The following is a 16,386-nucleotide window of genomic DNA, read 5'->3' as shown; positions in this document are numbered from 1 at the left end:
CGGATTCGTCCGGTGGATCACCATGCACCGGAATCGAGCCGACAAAACCTAGGTTATGCCCTAACCGTTTCTGGTTATACATGCCCTTACGCGCCCTTGCTCATGCCTCGTGCACGGTGTGACCGTCGACACCGCCGTTGCCATCGGCGGCGTCGCGCACGAGACCGTGCTGCCCGGGGGTCGATGGGGAAGCTATGCGATCTTCATCCTCGGGGGAGCCGCTCGGTCGTTGACAGCGGCGCGGCGTGTGTCGGATTGTGAAATCAGCCGTTAATAACGTAAAGCGGAGGAATGGGCATGAAATTGCACGTCCTCGACTGTGGAGCGATGAGCTGCGACCTGACCTGGCTGCTGTTCAAGCCGGGCCGCACGATCAGACCCAGGTCGGAGCGGGACAAGCCGGTCGAATGGTATTCCTGCGCGACTCACGCGGTTCTGGTGGAGACGGACGAGGGCACCCTGCTGTGGGACACCGGTTGCCCACGTGACGGGGAGACCCGCTGGGTGCCGACGGGACTCCAGGAGTTCTTCCCCTACGACCAGGTCTCCGAGGAGCGGTATCTCGACGCCCAGCTCGGCGTCGGCGATCGTCAACGATCTGAGCGCCTGGTACGCCTCCGTGGAGAAGATCCGTTCGATCGCGGAGCGGTCCGAGGCCAATGTGATCTTCGGCCACGACGCGGCGCAGCTGCGCTCCATGCGTACGGCTCCCACGGGCTTCTACCAGTGAACGGCTTCCAACCAGTGAGAGAGAAGTGACGACGGTGTACACCGCTCCGAGCAATCCCGAGTCCGTCTTCACCTACGGAGCCCCCGCGCTGAAGTTCGGCCCGGGCGCTTCGGCCGAGATCGGGTTCGACCTCGGCCAGTACGGCGTCCGCCGGGCCCTCGTCATCACCGACCCCGGGGTGGCGGCTACCGGAGCGCCGCAACGGATCGCCGAGCAGTTCGCCGCGTACGGCATCGAGGCACGCGTATACGACGGCGTGCACGTTGAGCCGAGCGACGAGAGCATGCGCGCGGCCATCGAGCACGCACGCGCCTCCGGACCCTGGGACGCCTTCGTCGCGGTCGGCGGAGGGTCGAGCATCGACACGGCCAAGGCGGTCAACCTGCTCACCACCAATCCCGGCGAGCTGATGGACTACATCAATCCTCCGGTGGGAGGCGGCCGGGCGCCGTCGAATCCGCTCAAGCCGCTGGTGGCGGTGCCCACGACCACCGGCACCGGCGCGGAGAGCACCACGGTCTGCGTGCTGGACGTGCTGGAGCTGAAGGTCAAGACCGGGATCAGCCACGTACGGCTCCGCCCGGTCCTGGCGGTGGTCGATCCCGACCTCATGCTGACCCAGCCCGCGGGGGTGACGGCCGCCGCCGGGATGGACATCCTCTGCCACGCGCTGGAGAGCTACACCGCCCGGCCGTACACCTCCTACGAGCGCAAGCGTCCCGAGGAGCGCGTGCCGTACTGCGGCGCCAACCCCGTGGCCGACATGTGGTCCGAGCAGGCCCTGCGCCTGCTCTCCCGTTCCTTCCGCAGCGCCGTACGCCACGGGGACGACGTCGCGGCCAGGGCGGAGATGGCGATGGCGGCGACCTTCGCCGGGCTGGGATTCGGCAACGCGGGCGTGCACATCCCGCACGCCAACGCGTACCCCGTCGCCGGGCGGGTCAGGGACTTCCGGCCGGAGGGGTATCCGGACGAGGAGCCGATGGTGCCGCACGGAATGGCCGTCGCGCTGACCGCCCCCGAGGCGTTCCGGTTCACCTTCGAGGCCCATCCGGAGCGGCATTTGCGGGCGGCGGAGCTGCTCGATCCGTCCGCGGGCAAGCCGAACGACCTCGCGGAGTTCCTGCCCGGCGTGCTGATGAAGCTGATGCGGGACATCGGCATTCCCAACGGCATCGGCGGCGTCGGCTACACCAAGGCCGACGTCCCCGCGCTCGCGGAGGGCACGATGAAACAGCAGCGCCTGCTCGCCACCTCTCCGCGGCCGGTCGACGAGGACGACGTGGCGGGCATCCTGACGCGCTCCATCGAACTGTGGTGAAACGGGGACGTGGCCGTCTTGAGAAGGGCGACGAAGCCGCCTTATGAGGGCGGGGCGGTGGTTTTTACGAGGGCGGTGTGGCCTCTTACATGGGCGGGACGGTCGTCTTTTGCGGGGGCGAGGTGGAGGACGTGACCATCTTTGCGGGAGCGTAGAGAATGTGGCGATTTTTCGAGGAGGAGGTGAGGACGTGGCCATCTGCGAGTCCTTGGCCGGCGGGTCACATGCCGGGAGAGTGACGTCCTGAAGCCGTCCGAGCTGGCCACCGCGCTGCGCCGGGCCGGCGTACGCGACGTCGACGCCTCGTCGAGGAGCCGGGCGGAGTACTCCTCCGACGCCTCGCTGTACCGGGTCCCTCCCGCGGCGGTGGTCTTTCCCCGTGACGCGGAGGAGGTCGCCGCCGCCCTCGCGCTCTGCCGAGCCGAAGGGATGCCCCTGACCGCCCGGGGCGCGGGGACCTCCATCGCGGGCAACGCGGTCGGATCCGGAGTGGTCCTGGACTTCACCCGTCACATGGGACGGCTGAAGTCGCTCGACCCGGAGGCGCGGACCGCGACCGTCGAACCCGGGATCGTGCTCGACACGCTGCAGCGCCTGGCCGCGCCGTACGGCCTGCGCTTCGGCCCCGATCCCTCCACGCACAGCAGGTGCACGATCGGCGGGATGATCGGCAACAACGCCTGCGGGTCCCGCGCGCTCGCCTACGGCCGTACCGCCGACAACGTCCTGGCTCTCGACGTGCTCACCGGAGGCGGGGAGCGGCTCTCCACCGGGCGCGCCGCGGACAGGTTCTCCCCAGGACGCGGTGCGGATGGGTTTTCCACGGGACGGGATGCTCACGGGTTTCCTGCCGGGCGGGGCGCGGACAGGCCCTCCACGGGACGGGGTGCCCATGGGTTTCCCGCCGAGCACGGCGCGGGTGGGCTCTTCACCGGGCGTGACGCGGACGGTACCGGGCTTGGCGTGGACGGCTCGCCGACGCTGATCGGGCTCCAGCGGGTGGTTCGCAACAACCTCGCGGTGATCCGTACCGAGCTGGGCCGGTTCCGGCGCCAGATCTCCGGATACTCGCTGGAACATCTGCTCCCCGAGCGCGGGTTCGACGTGGCCAAGGCCATGGTCGGCACCGAGGGCACGTGGGGCGTGGTGCTCGGAGCCGAGGTGCTTCTGGTCGAGGCGCCCGCGCGCACCGTGCTGGTCGTGCTCGGTTACCGGGACATGGCCACGGCGGCGGACGCCGTACCCGCCCTGCTGCCGCACCGGCCCGTCGCGATCGAGGGCATCGACGCACGCATCGTCGACGTGGTGCGGACCCGGCGCGGAGCCGGGCGCGTACCGCCGCTTCCCGCGGGGGCCGGCTGGCTCATGGTCGAGCTGGGCGGCGATTCGGAGGCCGAGCTGAGGTCGGCGGCGGTCGCGCTGACGGCGGACTCGGCCGCCGACGACAGTCTCGTGATCACCAACCCGGCCCACGCGGCCGCCATCTGGCGGATCAGGGAGGACGGCGCGGGGCTGTCGGCGCGTTCGGCCGCCGGCGCTCCAGCCCACGCGGGCTGGGAGGACGCGGCCGTTCCTCCGGAGCGTCTCGGCGCCTACCTGCGCGAGTTCGAGGCGCTCATGATCGGTCATGGGCTGACCGGCGTGCCGTACGGTCACTTCGGGGACGGCTGCCTGCACATCCGCATCGACTTTCCCTTCGACCGGGCCGACGGCGCGAAGGTGTTCCGCGACTTCGTCTTCGACACCGCCCGTCTGGTCGCGTCGTACGGGGGCTCGATGTCCGGGGAGCACGGTGACGGCCGGGCGCGCGGTGAGCTGCTGCCGCTGATGTACTCCCCGGCCGCGCTGTCGGCCTTCGCGGCCGCCAAGGCCGTGTTCGACCCCGGTGACGTGCTCAACCCCGGCGTGATCGTACGGCCCGCCGCGGTCGACGCCGACCTCCGGCTCCAGCCGCCGCCCCCTCCCGTCAAGGGGACGGCCTTCTCCTACCCCGACGACGGCGGCGACCTCACGGCCGCGGTGCACCGGTGCACCGGGGTCGCGCGGTGCCGCTCCGACATCGTGGACAGCGCCGTCGTCATGTGCCCTTCCTACCTGGCCACCCGCGACGAGAAGGACTCCACGCGGGGCCGGGCGCGGGTGCTCCAGGAGGCGGTGAACGGCGCGCTGCCCGGTGGCCTGCGGGCACCCGAGGTGCGTGAGGTGCTCGATCTCTGCCTGTCCTGCAAGGGATGCAGGTCGGACTGCCCCACCGGTGTCGACATGGCCACCTACAAGGCCGAGGTGCTCCACCAGACCTACCGTCATCGCCCGCGGCCGGCCGCGCACTACACGCTGGGCCGGCTTCCGCGCTGGGCGCGGCTGGCCGGACTGGCTCCGAGGGCGGTCAACGCGATGCTGGGCGTGCGGCTCATCGCCGCGATCGCCAAGCGGCTGGGTGGGATCGACCACCGGCGCTCACTGCCCTCGTTCGCCGAGCGGCCCTTCCGCCGTCGCCGCCCGACGCAGACGGCGGGTCCTGGGACGGACCTGAACGCGGGGACGGGGACAGAGATGGGGACAGACACGGGAGCTGGGATTGGTACGGGGACGGGCCTGAGCGCGGGAACGGGAGCAGCGCCGGGGACGGGGACCGGGACGAGGGTGGTGCTCTGGGTGGACACCTTCACCGACTGCTTCTCTCCGGAGATCGCGATGGCCGCCGTGCGGGTACTGAACCGCGCCGGCATCGAAGTGGCCGTCCCGCGCGCCTCCCTGTGCTGCGGGCTCACCTGGATCTCGACCGGACAGCTCGACACCGCGCGGCGCAGGCTCCGGCGGACCGTGGACGCCCTGGCCCGGTACGCGGAGGAGGGAACGCCGATCATCGCGTTGGAGCCCTCGTGCACGGCGGTACTCCGTTCCGACGCCGTCGATCTGCTCGGCGGCGGAGATCGCGCCGCGAGGCTCGTCGCCGCGTCGGTCCGGACCCTCGCCGAGTTCCTGACCGACCTGCCGGGCTGGACGCCACCCGACCTCGGCGGCGTGGAGGTGCTGGCCCAGCCGCACTGCCACCATCACGCGATCATGGGGTGGGACACCGACAGGGAACTGCTCGTCCGGGCGGGCGCCTCGGTGACGTCGGTCGGTGGCTGCTGCGGCCTGGCCGGCAACTTCGGCGTCGAGCGGGGGCACTACGAGGTGTCGGTCGCGGTCGCGGAGACCCAGCTCCTGCCGGCCGTACGGCGGGCGGGGAAGGACACGGTCCTGCTCGCCGACGGCTTCTCCTGCCGTACCCAGCTCGACCAGCTCGCCGACGCCAGGGCCTACCACCTCGCCGAGCTGCTGGCCGGCCCGCCCCGATGACCGGAGAAACGATCCGCCAGGCCGCCGGAACCCGCCGAGCAGGCCGTCTCACCTGGAGGGACCTCCACGGGAGGACGGCGGGCAATCTCTCCGAAAGGACACGGGGAACCCCGCGGGGAACCTTCACGAAGGGCGCATGGAACACCTCCGGGAAAAGGTTGCCGGAGACGGTTTTCAAGCGTGTCGGGGGACTGCCCCTGCGGCCCCTGGGGCCCTAGGATGCCCGGAGGCTGGCGATAGAAGCCCTTAACATCCGACTTGACGGATGTTGTGCTCTATTTGTTACCAAAGAAGCACTTAATGCCTTATGTTACAGAGTCACGCTTCTGATGCATGTGTGTTCCGCCCCTCCCCCCATGAGGTGATTAGTGAAGAGGCGCCTGCTTCTTGCAGTGCTCGCGTCCGCGAGTATCGCCATTCCGCTGACGGTAATCCCGTCTGCGGCGACCGCGGACTCCATCCGGCCCTCCGGCTTCGAGCGTCTGGAGGGGGCATTCAGCTACACGAACTTCAAGCCTGCCGCCCTGGATCCCGCTCGTCAGCTCAAGGTCCTCATCCAGGTCACAGGCACACCGGTCGGTGACGCCACGGCCGACGCCGAGGAGGCCGGCAAGACCGTCGACAAGCCGTCCCTGCGCTCCGCGCTCAAGAAAGAGCAGCAGAGCGTCGAGCAGAAGGTGGAGACCGAGGGCGGAAAGGTCCTCGCCACCTACACCGACAGCTTCAACGGAATCGCCGCCACGATCCCCGTGCGCAGCCTGCCGGCACTCCAGCAGGCCCCCGGGGTCGTCTCCGTACACCCCACCCGCACGTTCAGCCGTGACAACACGGCCGCCGTCACCTACATCGGTGCCCCGCAGGCCTGGCAGGACCTCGGCAAGACCGGCACGGGCGTCAAGGTCGCGATCATCGACACCGGGCTCGACTACACCCACGCCAACTTCGGCGGCTCGGGTAACCCGGCCGACTTCGCGAACAACGACGGCACGGTGATCGAGCCGGGCACGTTCCCGACCGCCAAGGTCATCGGCGGCTACGACCTCGTGGGCGACGACTACGACGGCGCCATCCCGACCTCGTTGCCCAAGCCCGACCCCGACCCGCTCGACTGCAACGGCCACGGCTCCCACGTGGCGGGCAGCACCGCGGGCTTCGGAGTGGACACCGCCGGTAAGACCTACACCGGCCCGTACGACTCCACCACGCACGCCAAGGCCTTCAGGATCGGCCCCGGTGTGGCGCCGAAGGCCTCGCTGATGTCCTACCGCGTCTTCGGTTGCGAGGGCTCGGCGAGCGAGGAAGTCATCGTCTCCGCGATGGAGCGGGCTCTCAAGGACGGCGCCAACGTCGTCAACATGTCGCTCGGCTCGTCCTTCGGCCGCGTCGACGAGCCCTCCGCGCAGGCCGTGCAGACGCTGACCCGGGCGGGCGTGACCGTTGTCGCCTCGTCCGGCAACTCGGGAGCGAACGCCTACATCACCGGCGCCCCCGCCGTCGCCCCGAGCGCCATCTCGGTGGCCGCCATCGACGCCGCGCGTGCCCAGCTGCCCGCCGCGAAGATCTCGGTGGACGGTGTCGAGATCATCGCGCAGAACTCCAACGAGGCGCCCCTGCCCTCCGGAGCGCTGCCGATCGCGGTGCTCCGCACCAGCTACCCGTCGGGACCGGTGTCGCTGGGCTGCGCCCCGGCCGACTACGCGGCCTACCCGGGTGGCGTCGCCGGCAAGCTCGTGATCACGCTGCGCGGCACCTGCGCCCGGGTCAAGCGGGCCATCCTCGGCCAGCAGGCCGGCGCCGCCGCGGTCGCGATGATCAACACTGACGCCGCCTACCCGGCTCTGGAGGGTCCGATCACCTCCGACCCGGACACCGGTGAGGCGTACACGGTCACCATTCCGTTCCTCGGCATCAGGAGCACCGACGCCGCCGCGGCCGTCTCGCTGAACGGCAAGAGCACCACGCTGACGGCGCTGACCCTCCCCAACCCCGGCTACGCCCAGCTCGCCTCCTTCTCCTCGGGCGGCCCCGGCAACGGCAGCAGCTCGTTGAAGCCGGACGTGACCGCACCCGGTGTCGCGGTCGTCTCGACCGGTGTCGGCACCGGTTCGGGCCCCGCGACGATCTCGGGCACCTCGATGGCCTCCCCGATGGTCGCCGGTGTGGCCGCGCTCGTGAAGGAGGCCCACCCGCGCTGGAAGCCCGGCGTGATCAAGGCCGCGATCGTCAGCACGGCCGACGCCACCTCCAAGATCGTGGGCTACACCGCCAGGGTCGCCGGTTCCGGCGTTGTCGCCACCCGGCAGGCGGTCGGCGCCTCCGTGGTGGCCGAGACCAAGAAGGACGCGGGCAACCTGTCGTTCGGTCTGCAGAAGATGACCGGAGCGTTCAACGGGAGTGAGGACCTCACCCTCCGCAACACCGGCAAGACCTCGGTCACCTACGACCTGGCCGCCGCGTTCAACGGCCAGTCCTACGGCGCGCAGGTCGCGGTCTCTCCCGCGTCCGTGACCGTGGGCCCGGAGAGCAGCCGCACGGTGAAGGTCACTCTGTCGCTCAGCGCGCAGGCCGTGGCCGCGCTCCCCGCCGCCGAGGAGTCCAACTTCGGCACGCTCACCCACATCCAGGGTGCGGTCACCGCCACGCCGAAGCAGGCCGCCGAGGGCGTCTACCCCCTGCGGACCGCGTTCCTGCTCGTCCCGGACGCCCAGTCCCAGGTCTACTCCTCCAACCCGGGCAAGTACACCCCGGGCACCGGTGGGCTCACGACCTCCATCAAGGTTCAGAACGGCGGTAACCACTCCGGTGCCGCCGACGTCTACGCCTGGGGCATCACCGACGCCGATGACGTCACCGGCGCCGAGGACTCGATGGACGTCCGTGCGGCCGGGGTGCAGTCGCTCCCCGGCACGGTGCTCGGCGGCGCCGCCACCGACCGCTCGCTGGTCTTCGCGGTCAGCACCTCGGGCCGCTGGTCCAACGCGGCGGCCAACGAGTTCGACATCCCGATCGACACCAACGGTGACGGGGCGCTCGACTACATCCTGGTCGGCGCGGACTACGGTCTGGTCACCACGGGTGACCTCGACGGCCGGTTCGCCTCGTTCGTCTTCAAGGCCGACGGGTCCCTGGTGGACGCGTGGGTCGCCACGGCTCCGATGAACGGCGGCACGCTGCTGATGCCGGTTCTCGCCTCCGAGATCGGTCTGGCAGAAGGCGCCTCCCGCTTCACCTACTCGGTGACCGGCATCTCGCAGGTTCCCGAGGGTCTCGTCGACGACACCGAGGCGGCGGCGTTCGACGCCTTCGCTCCGGCGATCACGACGGGGACCTACGTGCCGCTCGCGCCCGGCGCCTCGTCCACGATCGAGCTCACCGTCGACCAGGCGAAGCTCGCGGCCACGCCGGCGAAGGGCTGGCTCGTGGTCAGCCTGGACAACAAGATCGGTGACGAAGCCGACCAGCTCGACTTCGGCAGGTTGCCGGCCGCAAAGCCGTAACCCAGCACGTACAGCAGTAACCCAGCAAACACAGCACACAGCACACAGGCGCCCGTCCCCGGATCCTCGGGGGCGGGCGCCTGTGCGTGGAGGGCCCGGCCGGAGGAGCGCCCGTGCGTGGATGGCAGAGGCGGAGGGCGACCGTGTCGAAAGGCGGCCGGCGGCGCGGGTCGCCGTGATCGGGCATGTCCGCGATGGGTGTCGATCTGTTATCTCCTATGACGTACGGTGACGGGGTCGCACAGCGTGTGCTGTTCTGTGATCCACGGTGGTTATCGTGCCGATGGTGAGCGAGGCGGAGGGCGAACTCATCGGCGGGCGATACCGGTTGGTCGAGCCGGTCGGGGTCGGCGGTATGGGCCGGGTCTGGCGGGGTCGCGACGAACTGCTGGATCGCGAGGTGGCGGTCAAGGAAATTCTGTTTCCGCAGGGTATGGATGCCGCCGAGCGGGAGGTGTTCGGTAGGCGGGCGATGCGTGAGGCGCGTTCGGCGGCCCGGCTGAATCATCCGGGCATCGTCACCGTGCATGACGTGATCACTCGTGACGGGGCTCCGGTGATCGTGATGGAGTTCGTCCGGGGTCTGTCGCTGGACCAGCGGATCAAGCGGCAGGGGCGGCTGGCCCCGGCTCAGGTGGCGCGGATCGGCGCGGTGATGGTGGAGGCGCTGGGGGAGGCGCACGCGGCCGGGATCGTGCACCGGGACCTGAAACCGGCCAACGTGCTGCTGTCGGGCAACCGGGTGGTCATCACCGACTTCGGGATCGCCAGCCTGGCCGGGGACGCCACGTTGACCGCGTCGGGGGTGCTGATGGGCACCCCGGCGTTCATGGCGCCCGAGCAGGTCCACGGTCTGCCGGTCACCGCGGCGTGTGATCTGTGGTCGCTGGGGGCGACGCTGTACGCCGCGGTCGAGGGGCGCCCGCCGTACACCGGCGCGAGCATGGTGGCGATCCTGGCGGCCCTGCTGAGTCAGGAGCCCGCGCCGTCGGTGCACGCGGGCCCGCTGGCGCCGGTGCTGGCCGGCCTGCTGCGCAAGGAGCCCGCCGAGCGATTCAGCGCCGACCAGGCCGCCCAGGCGCTCATCGCCCTCGCCCACCAGGCGTATCCGTATCCGTCCCCAGGTTCGCACCTGGAGCCGGCCCTCCCGTCAGTGCCTGCCGCCGGTGATCCCGGTGCGCTCGGCGCGGGCGAGCGGCGCCCGGGCGGCGGAGCCGACGGCCCGGGCAACGGCCAGGAGACCTCTCCCGTCCCCGCCGCGGCGGTGGCGCCGGCCCCCGTCGCGGACCGGTCCCTGCCACGGCGCCGTGTCCTGCTCCTGGCCGGGCTCGGCGCCCTCACCGTCGTCGGCGTGCCGGTCACGATCGCCCTCACCCGCGACTCCGATTCCGAACCGAGCACCACCTCCGTCACACCGAGCACCACCCCCAGCCCCACACCGAGCGCCGCCTCCGGTCCCGGACTGGTGACCACCCTCACCGACCACACCAAAGACGTCTGGTCGGTGGCCTTCAGCCCGGACGGCAGGACCGTCGCCACCGGCAGCGAAGACAACACGGTGCGGTTGTGGGACGTGGCCGATCGCAAAAACGTCGCCACCCTCACCGGCCACACCGAGGTCATCTACTCGGTGGCCTTCAGCCCGGACGGCAAGCTCCTCGCCACCGGCAGCTACGACGACACGACGCGGTTGTGGGACGTGGCCGGCCGCAGCAGCGTCGCCACCCTCAGCGGTCACGCCGACCACAAGGGCGCCGTCTTCTCGGTGGCCTTCAGCCCGGACGGCAAGCTCCTCGCCATCGGCGGCAACGACACGGCACGGTTGTGGGACGTGGCCGGCCGTCAACCCGTCACCACCGTCACCGGCCACACCGAAAACATCTGGTCGATGGTCTTCAGCCCGGATGGGGGGCTTCTCGCCACCGGCAGCGACGACAAGACCGTGAAGTTGTGGGATGTGGCCGGTCGTAAAACGGTCGCCACCCTCACCGGCCACGCCGACGGTGTCCGCTCGGTGGCCTTCAGCCCGGACGGCAAACTCCTCGCCACCGGCAGCGGCGACGATACGGTGCGGTTGTGGGATGTGGCCGGTCGTAAAACCGTCGCCACCCTCACCGGTCACACCGGAACCGTCCAGTCGATGGCCTTCAGCCCGGACGGGGCGGTTCTCGTCACCGGCAGCAACGACAAGACCGTGAAGTTGTGGCGGACCCGCTGACCCGGCAGCGGGCCGCTACGGCCGGGAAACCCGGCGGCGACCCGGGGAGACGCCCCTTCTCCCCACCCCACTCCGAGGCGACCCGGCACCCCCCGAGCTTCTCCCGCTTGCCTCGCCCCGAGGCGACCTGACAATGCCCGAAGGGCTTTTGGCGCGGATCGCTTAGATCGCGGAGCGATTCTCGAGCGCGGCGGATAGCACTGCCGAGTGGCAGGTAGCATGCGAATGTCCGGAAAGCGGCGGTGAGGCTTTCCGTGAACATCGAGATCCGCGCCGGAGCGTAACCCTCCAGGCTCCTCAAACAATCAAGAGACGATCAGCGGCAGCCGGTTTTCATCGCTACGGCCAGCTTTATCGCGTCGCTTCTCCGTATAAAAAAATGCGCACCTGAGCCACCTGGGCGACGAGAACCATCAGCCGGTTTCTCGCGGTTGACCTCGCCTCGGTCAAGAATGACCTGCGGACTGCGGCCCATCTGTCAAGGCATTCCATCGCATGTCACGGCCTCCGGTCGTGGGCATGCGATGCGCGCTGCGAATTTTCGCACGGTGAGCAGGGCAATCGATGTCCTGCTCCACGGCGAGATCGTCTTACTCACATACACGCCACATTTCACAGGCGGCCTCCAGGAGATCCGCGAGCAATGGCGTCTGCCACTAAAGAGCAGATGAATCCTCCAATCATTCAGAGCGAAGGACAGCAAATATGGGACGCGCTCACCTCATCGTCACGCCCCTCGTCATGGGTCTCCTCGTGACGGGCTTCGCCGCCCCCGGGCGACAGTCGCCCCAGGAGTCTCCAACCCGGGCCCCCACGGCTTCTCTCCAGACGTACTACAGCCAGCGGCTTGCCTGGTCCGGCTGCCACGACGGCTTCCAGTGCACGAAACTGACCGTGCCGCTCGACTACGCCCAGCCCGCCGGAGAGAAGATAAAGATCAGCATGATCCGCCTTCCGGCACGCGGCAAGCGGATCGGCTCGGTCGTCATCAACCCCGGTGGCCCCGGCGGTTCCGGCATCGACTACGCCAGGGCGGCCACCTCCGTTCTGTCGCCGGAGGTCCGATCGCGGTTCGACGTCGTCGGCTTCGACCCGAGGGGCGTGGGCGCCTCGGCCCCCGTACGGTGCCTCAGCGGCCCGCAACTCGACCAGTACCTCAGCCTGGACGCGACCCCGGACTCACCCGCCGAGACCAAGGCCCTGGAGCAGGGGGGACAGAAGTTCGCCTCGGCGTGCGAGGCCAGGTCGGCGAAACTTCTTCCCCATGTCGGTACGGCCGACGCCGCTCGTGACATGGACGTGATGAGGGCGGCTCTCGGGGACTCCGGGCTGACCTACCTGGGGAAGTCGTACGGCACCTACCTGGGCGCCGTGTACGCGAACCTGTTTCCCAAGAAGGTGCGCGCCCTGGTCCTCGACGGCGCCATCGATCCCACGCTGTCCCTGCTCCAACTGAACGGAGCCCAGGCACGCAGCTTCGAGGTGGCCTTCAGGTCCTTCCTCGGTGACTGCTTCCAGCGCACGAACTGCCCGTTCGCCAGTCATCAGAAGGACGAGGCCTTCGACCAGCTCACCGACCTGCTGCACCGGGCCGACAAGACCCCGCTGCGCAACACCCTCGACAGCCGGAAGATCAACGAATCCATGGTCGTGACCGGTGTCCTGTCCCCCCTCTACGACCGCACGGAATGGCCCACCCTTCGACAGGCCCTCGCCGCGGCCTTCAAGGGCAACGGCACGAGCATTCTGCGGATAGCCGACATGTACAACGAGCGGTATCCCAACGGCACCTACTCCAACGAGACCGACGCCAACGTCGCCATCAACTGCCTTGATCACTCCTACCCGAAGACGGTTTCGGGCTACGAGGATGAGATGCACAAGGAGATGGCCGGGGCCCCGCACTTCGGCGCCTACGTCGCGGGAGGCTCCCCGACGTGCGCCTACTGGCCGGTCAAGAGCACGGCCACCGACAAGCCGCTTCGCGCGGAAGGCGCTCCTCCCATCGTGGTCGTGGGCACCACGCGTGATCCCGCCACACCGTACAGGTGGGCCCAGGCCCTGGCGTCCCAGCTGTCCTCGGGCAGGTTGATCAGCTATGACGGAGACGGTCACACGGCCTACCGGATGGGTTCCTCATGTGTCGACCAGCTGGTCGATCGCTATCTGATCTCCCGTACGGCCCCGCAGGCCGGCGCTCGCTGCCCCGAGGTCTCATCGACGGATCGATGATCTGGGGGCCGTCGAACGGCTGGAGCTACGGGACATCGGGATCTTCCCGGTGCCCGCGTCCGCCGCGGACATGGCCGATCACCGCCTCAACGTGCCGGTAGGGCGCGAATGGGCGGTGGGACGACCAAGGTCCGGACGACTCGGCTGAGTCACGGGGCGTTGACGGGAGTCGCCCCGGGACACCGGCCGGTCGCGCCGGAGCGGACGGGTTGTTCTCCGCGTGGTGTCAGGGGCCGGTCACGGGCCAGATGCCCGCGCGGCCGAGCTGGGCGGGCAGCCGCTCTCCCAGCTCGGCCTCGATGAGGGCCGCGGCGGCGAGCACGCCGGGCAGGTCGGCGCCGGTCGTCACCCCCGAGCGGTGCAGCAGGTAGAGCAGGTCCTCGGTGGCGATGTTGCCGGTCGCGGCGGGGGCGAAGGGGCAGCCGCCGATGCCGCCGGCGCTGGCGTCCAAAGCGGCGGCACCCGCTTCCAGGGCGGCGAGGGCGTTGGCGTAGCCGGTGTTGCGGGTGTTGTGGAAATGGAACCGCAGGGGGAGCGCCGAGACCTCGCCGACCGCCTCCACCAGGCGGCGCACGTCGGACGGGACGCCGACGCCGATGGTGTCGGCCAGCGCGACCTCCTGCGCCTCCGGGCATCGCCGTACCAGCTCGGCGACCCGCGCGGGGTCGACCTCGCCCTCGAACGGGCAGCCGAAGCTCGCGCCCACGGTCAGCGTCACCCCGAGTCCGGCCTCGCGCGCGCGGCCCGCGATCACGCCGAAGCCTCGGACCGCGTCGTCGACCGACATGCCCTGGTTGCGCTGGGAGAAGGTCTCGGTGGCGACCACAACGACGTTCACCTCGTCCACCCCGGCTTTCAACGCCCGGTCCAGGCCGCGCTCGTTGAGCACCAGCCCGGCGTAACGCACCCCGGGGACGCGGGGCACCCGCGCCATGACCTCCTCGGCGTCGGCCATCTGCGGCACCCGTACCGGATGCACGAAGCTGACGGCCTCGATCCGCCTCAGGCCCGCGCCGATCAGCGCCTCGACATAGGCCACCTTCGCGGCGGTGGGCACGATCACCGACTCGTTCTGCAGGCCGTCACGCGGACCGACCTCGACCACCTCGATATTCATGGATTGTATGCAACCCCTTGTCATTGGACGGGCATATCCCCATCATGGTGACATCTCGCTCGGAGGAATGTACACATGTCGGTGGTTGATGATGTTCGTAGCCTGATCCTCGGGGGCCAGTACGCTCCCGGTGACCGGCTCGGCGAGGTCGAGCTGGCCGAGGCGCTCGGCGTCAGCCGGACCCCGGTCCGCGACGCGCTGCGGCGGCTGCAGTCCGAGGGGCTCGTCGACATCACGGCCAACAAGGGCGCCCGGGTCGTGGAGTACCCCCGGCAGGACCTGGAGACGATCTTCGAGCTGCGGGCCAGGATCGAGGGGCTCGCCGCCCGCCAGGCGACGGCCCTCGCGACGCCGCAGGACGCCGACGCCCTTCACGAGGTCGCCGTCGCCATAAGGGAGCACGCCGAGCGGGGTGATCAGGACGCGGTCTACCGGCTCAACGCCGAGTTCCACCAGTCCCTGGTACGGCTCGGCTCCAGCGCTGTGCTCGCCCAGTCGATCAGCTCACTGATCCACTCGGCCGTGCTGCTGCGCACGTACAGCTCCTTCGACGAGGAGGCCATGCGGCGCAGCGTCAACCACCACATCGAGATCGCGGCAGCCATACGGGCCGGGGACCCGGAATGGGCGGAGGCCGTCATGCGCGCCCACCTGTTCTCGGCCAGGGCGTCACTGCTGGGTCCCCGTCGACAGGAGAACGAATGAGAGGCCTTCCGCTCGCCGACGTGCGTGTCGTCGAGCTCGGCCAGTTGCTGGCCGGACCGTTCTGCGGTCAGCTGCTCGGCGACTTCGGCGCCGAGGTGATCAAGGTCGAGGATCCGGGGCGAGGCGACCCGATGCGGCAGTGGGGCCGGGAGAAGCCGTACGGCAAGTCGCTGTGGTGGCCGGTCGTGGCGCGCAACAAGAAGTCGGTGACGTGCGACCTGCGCACCCCCCGGGGCCAGGAGCTGGTCCGCGGTCTGATCGCGAAGGCGGACGTGCTGCTGGAGAACTTCCGGCCCGGCACCCTGGAGCGCTGGGGGATGTCCCCCGAGGAGCTGTACGCGATCAACCCCCGGCTGGTCATCACCCGGGTCACCGGGTACGGCCAGACGGGGCCGTACGCGCCGCAGGCCGGTTACGGCTCGATCGGCGAGGCCATGGGCGGCATCCGCTACGTCACCGGCGACCCCGACCGGCCGCCGTCGCGCGCGGGGATCTCGCTCGGCGACTCCCTCGCCGCCATGCACGCCTGCATCGGCACCCTGGTCGCGCTGCACGAGCGCGACCGCAGCGGGCAGGGCCAGGTCGTCGACTCGGCGATCTACGAGGCCGTGCTCGCGATGATGGAGTCGATGTTGCCGGAGTGGCAGCAGGCCTCCTACCAGCGCGAACGCACCGGCTCCGTGCTGCCCAACGTCTCGCCGAGCAACGTCTACCCCACCAAGGACGGCGACTCCATCCTCATCGCCGCCAACCAGGACAGCGTGTTCCGCCGACTGGCCGCGGTGATGGGCGCGGACGAACTGGCCGAGGACCCCCGCTACGCCACGCACGGCGCGCGCGGCGAGCACATGGCCGAGCTCGACGAGATCATCGCCGCCTGGACGGCGGGATTCTCCGCCGAGAAACTGCTCGCGCTGCTCAACGAGGGCGGCGTTCCCGCCGGGCGCATCTACCGGGCCAAGGACATGTTCGACGACCCCCACTTCGCGGCGCGCGAGGCGATCGTGCACGTCCCCCACCCGGAGTTCGGCGAGCTGGCGATGCAGAACGTCGTGCCCAAGCTGTCGGCGACCCCCGGCAGCGTGCGCGCCGTCGGACCCGAGCTCGGCCGGCACAACGACGAGGTCTACCGCGGCCTGCTCGGCCTGAGCACCGAGGAGATCGCCGCCCTCGCGGCCGACGGCGTCATCTGACACCCGCGGCCACGACCCGCACGAACCC

At 69.9% G+C, this 16,386-nt stretch carries 9 protein-coding genes; 8 read left to right on the top strand and 1 reads right to left on the bottom strand.

Translation table 11 applies throughout. The features are described from left to right. Nucleotides 1–297: 297 nt before the first annotated feature. The 6 genes from CHC08_RS01960 (at nucleotide 298) to CHC08_RS01935 (ending at nucleotide 13,343) form a co-directional block, all read left to right on the top strand. The gene (locus CHC08_RS01960) at nucleotides 298–759 is read left to right on the top strand and encodes an MBL fold metallo-hydrolase (RefSeq protein ID WP_218825068.1); all 462 of its coding nucleotides are present in this window, start codon (nucleotides 298–300) and stop codon (nucleotides 757–759) included. Next, nucleotides 756–2,051 (top strand): hydroxyacid-oxoacid transhydrogenase, encoded by a 1,296-nt coding sequence (locus tag CHC08_RS01955; protein ID WP_089205355.1) that lies wholly within the window; start codon nucleotides 756–758, stop codon nucleotides 2,049–2,051. Before CHC08_RS01960 ends, CHC08_RS01955 begins: the two co-directional genes overlap by 4 nt. Nucleotides 2,052–2,417: 366 nt before the next feature. Further along, complete coding sequence (locus CHC08_RS01950) at nucleotides 2,418–5,396, top strand: FAD-binding and (Fe-S)-binding domain-containing protein (protein ID WP_476718274.1); 2,979 nt, start codon at nucleotides 2,418–2,420, stop codon at nucleotides 5,394–5,396. A gap of 368 nt (nucleotides 5,397–5,764) precedes the next feature. Further along, on the top strand, nucleotides 5,765–8,893 hold the full coding sequence (locus CHC08_RS01945) for a S8 family serine peptidase (RefSeq protein WP_089205353.1): 3,129 nt from the start codon (nucleotides 5,765–5,767) through the stop codon (nucleotides 8,891–8,893). Nucleotides 8,894–9,176: 283 nt separating this feature from the next. Beyond that, nucleotides 9,177–11,111 (top strand): WD40 repeat domain-containing serine/threonine protein kinase, encoded by a 1,935-nt coding sequence (locus tag CHC08_RS01940; protein ID WP_089205352.1) that lies wholly within the window; start codon nucleotides 9,177–9,179, stop codon nucleotides 11,109–11,111. A 705-nt stretch (nucleotides 11,112–11,816) separates the two neighbouring features. After that, nucleotides 11,817–13,343, top strand: coding sequence for an alpha/beta hydrolase (locus tag CHC08_RS01935; RefSeq protein WP_245878069.1), 1,527 nt, complete (start codon nucleotides 11,817–11,819; stop codon nucleotides 13,341–13,343). 226 nt (nucleotides 13,344–13,569) lie between these two features. Here CHC08_RS01935 and CHC08_RS01930 read toward each other — a convergent pair whose 3' ends face one another. Next, nucleotides 13,570–14,460 (bottom strand): hydroxymethylglutaryl-CoA lyase, encoded by an 891-nt coding sequence (locus CHC08_RS01930; RefSeq protein ID WP_089205351.1) that lies wholly within the window; start codon nucleotides 14,458–14,460, stop codon nucleotides 13,570–13,572. A gap of 75 nt (nucleotides 14,461–14,535) precedes the next feature. On the opposite strand from CHC08_RS01930, the gene CHC08_RS01925 reads away from it, so the two are divergent. Together CHC08_RS01925 and CHC08_RS01920 are read left to right on the top strand one after the other, a co-directional pair. Then, nucleotides 14,536–15,165, top strand: a complete 630-nt coding sequence (locus CHC08_RS01925) for a GntR family transcriptional regulator (protein ID WP_089205350.1) — start codon at nucleotides 14,536–14,538, stop codon at nucleotides 15,163–15,165. Further along, nucleotides 15,162–16,358 carry a CaiB/BaiF CoA transferase family protein gene (locus CHC08_RS01920; RefSeq protein WP_089205349.1) on the top strand — a complete coding sequence of 399 codons (1,197 nt, stop codon included), beginning with the start codon at nucleotides 15,162–15,164 and terminating at the stop codon, nucleotides 16,356–16,358. Before CHC08_RS01925 ends, CHC08_RS01920 begins: the two co-directional genes overlap by 4 nt. Nucleotides 16,359–16,386 lie beyond the last annotated feature (28 nt).

The organism is Streptosporangium subroseum (genome assembly GCF_900188345.1).
Classification (GTDB): domain Bacteria; phylum Actinomycetota; class Actinomycetes; order Streptosporangiales; family Streptosporangiaceae; genus Streptosporangium; species Streptosporangium subroseum.
This window is presented reverse-complemented; position numbering and strand designations above follow the sequence as displayed.